At 66.0% G+C, this 2,630-nt stretch carries 2 protein-coding genes and 1 riboswitch; both genes read right to left on the bottom strand.

Annotated elements, in window-relative coordinates:
* Nucleotides 1-45: 45 nt before the first annotated feature.
* Nucleotides 46-268: riboswitch (cobalamin riboswitch) on the bottom strand.
* Between the two features lie 84 nt (nt 269-352).
* The gene (locus ACYVDE_RS19805; protein ID WP_460503262.1) at nt 353-1,924 is read right to left on the bottom strand and encodes an MDR family MFS transporter; all 1,572 of its coding nucleotides are present in this window, start codon (nt 1,922-1,924) and stop codon (nt 353-355) included.
* Nucleotides 1,925-2,080: 156 nt separating this feature from the next.
* On the bottom strand, nt 2,081-2,630 hold a 550-nt coding region (locus ACYVDE_RS19800; RefSeq protein WP_460503261.1), incomplete at its 5' end, for an SDR family oxidoreductase.

Genomic DNA, 2,630 nt, shown 5'->3' with positions numbered 1-2,630 from the left:
CGCGGCGGCACGGCACCGCCGATGCCAGCCCCAAAGCGCGAGGGCAGCATCACTCGGCGGCCGGCAGGTCTCCTGACTCGTTTCGGGCCGGCCCCGCCCTTCTCGGCCTTTTGCAAGAGCCAATGGGCATGCATGGGGCCACCGGCTCCGGCCCATACAAGGCCGGGAAACTCACAGTAGCGCGTCTGTTCGGGAGTTGCACCCGATTCCCTTTTAATCTTTACCCCGGCCGAAGCCCGGATGAAAAACCGTCCGCTGATTGAAGGAAATCAAACCGAGAACCAACGCAGCGAAGGTACGGCATGAGCCGGAAGTGCGGCTGGCGCGGGCTGAACGGCGTTATGGCCAGGTCCTACTCTGCCGCTACCGGCACTTTCTCGTTGGCTTTGCGCAGCGGAAGCTCCGGTACCAGCAGCGTGAGCAGCAGACCGCTCACTACCAGCAGAATATCGACCATATACACCCGATGAATCGCCGTAGCGAACGCCGCCCGTACTACCGGGCTGGCACCGGCAGTAGCGGCCGCCGCCGGCAGCGCCGGCCCTTCGGCTACCACGGTTTGGCTGCTAGCAGGACCTGGCGCTGCGGCCGGCAGCTCGTGGGCCAGCGTGAAACTGAGCACCGCGCCCAGTGCCGAAGCCGCCAGCGCCCCGCCAATCTGCCGGAAGAACTGGCTGGCTGAGGTGGCCTGGCCCATCAGGTCGGGCTCGGTGGCGTTTTGGATGGCCAGGGTGTAGAGGGGCATGGTGGGCCCCAGGCCCAGGCCGCACACCGCCAGGTAAAGGAGCACCTGGTAGTAGCCGATGGTAGGGGGCATGGTGGCCAGTAGGCTCAGGCCCACGAGCAGCAGCGTGAGGCCGCCCAGCATCCAGCGCTTGTAGTGGCCGAAGCGCGACACCATCTGGCCGGCTAGCATCGAGCCCGTGACTACGCCCAACGACAGCGGCATGAGGCTGGCCCCGGCTCGCGTGGCCGACTCGCCCAGCACATTCACCATGAACAATGGCTCGAAGATGATGACGCCCAGAAACGCCCCGCCCATGCAGAACAGCGCCGCGTTGGCCGACCGGAATACCGGATTCTTAAACAAGCCGAAGTTGAGAATTGGGTTTTCGTGCCGCAGGCTGCGCACCACAAACAGCCCCAGCGCCACCACGCCGCCCGCCAGCAGCCCCAGCGTGAGCGCGCCCGACCACGGGTACAGCGCCCGGTTGAGTTGCAGCGCCACCACCAGCGGCCCCAGCCCGGCCATGAGCAGCACGGCCGAGAGGTAGTCGAACGGCTTGGGCTCGGTGCGGGGGCGCAGCGGCGGCATCTGGGTTAGGATGAACCAGAGGGCCAGCGCGCCCAGCGGCAGGTTCACATAGAACACCAGCCGCCAGCCCGCCACGCCGGGAATGAGGTCGGTGCCCTTATCCGTCAGAAACCCGCCCAGCAGCGGCCCCAGCACCGACGACGTACCGAACACCGCGCCCGTGAAGCCCTGGTAGCGCCCCCGCTCGGCCGGCGCAAACAAGTCGGCAATGATGATGAAGGCCATGGCAAACAGCCCCGCCCCACCAAAGCCCTGAATGGCCCGGAATACCACCAGCTGCGTCATGCCATCGCCCAGCAGCGGCAGCGGGCCAAACTCGCCGGCCAGCCCGCACAGCCCCGAACCCACCAGAAACACGCTCACCGCCACAATCTCGATGGTGCGCCGCGAGTACATATCGGCCAGCTTGCCGTAGATGGGCACCAGCGCCGTGCTGGCCACCAGGTAGGCCGTGGCCACCCAAGTAAAGCGGTCGAGGCCATCGAGGTCGGCCACGATGCGGGGCAGGGCCGTGCTCACAATCGTCTGGTCGAGCGCGCCCAGAAACATGGCCAGCAGGATGCCGGCGAAGGTGAGCATCTTCTGGCGGTGGGTGAGGTTTTCGGTCAAGGGGAAGGAGGAGATGGAGCGGGAAAAGTTTCAAGAAATCTGTCATCCTGAGCAGAGCGAAGGACCTTATCGCGCCAGAACAAGCCGTTCGAACGTGATAAGGTCCTTCGCTCTGCTCAGGATGACAGACGGCATAGATGACAGGCGGGTTTGCCACTACAGCAGCGAGCGAATCCAGCCGCCATCTACCGGTACGGAAGTGCCGGTGATGTAGCTGGCCCGCTCCGAGCACAGAAAGGCGGCCAACGCTGCAAACTCGCGCGGCTCGCCCAGCCGGCGCATCGGAATTTCCTGCTCCCAGCGGGCGGTGGCTTCGGCGGGCGAGATGCCTTCGCGGGCGGCGGTAGCATCGGCCAGGCCCACCACGCGCTCGGTGCGGGTGTAGCCGGGCAGGATGTTGTTGACGGTGATGCCCTGGGCCGCTACTTCTGTGGCCAGGGTGCGGGCCATGCCCGTGACGGCCGCCCGCAGGCTGTTGGAAAGCATGAGGTTGGCCACCGGCTGCTTCACCGAAATGGACGTGATGTTGAGGATGCGGCCCCAGCCCCGTTCTTTCATGCCGGGCAGCACGGCGCGCGTCAGCTCCACCACGCTGTTGAGCAGCAGGCTGGTGGCGGCTTGCCACTGCTCGGCGCTCAGCGCATCGAAGGTGCCGGCGGGCGGGCCACCGGCGTTGGTTACGAGGATATCGATGCGGCCGAAACGG

This window comes from Hymenobacter agri, from assembly GCF_054778495.1.
Note: the sequence above shows the minus strand (reverse complement) of the source record. Positions and strands in the feature narration are given on the sequence as shown.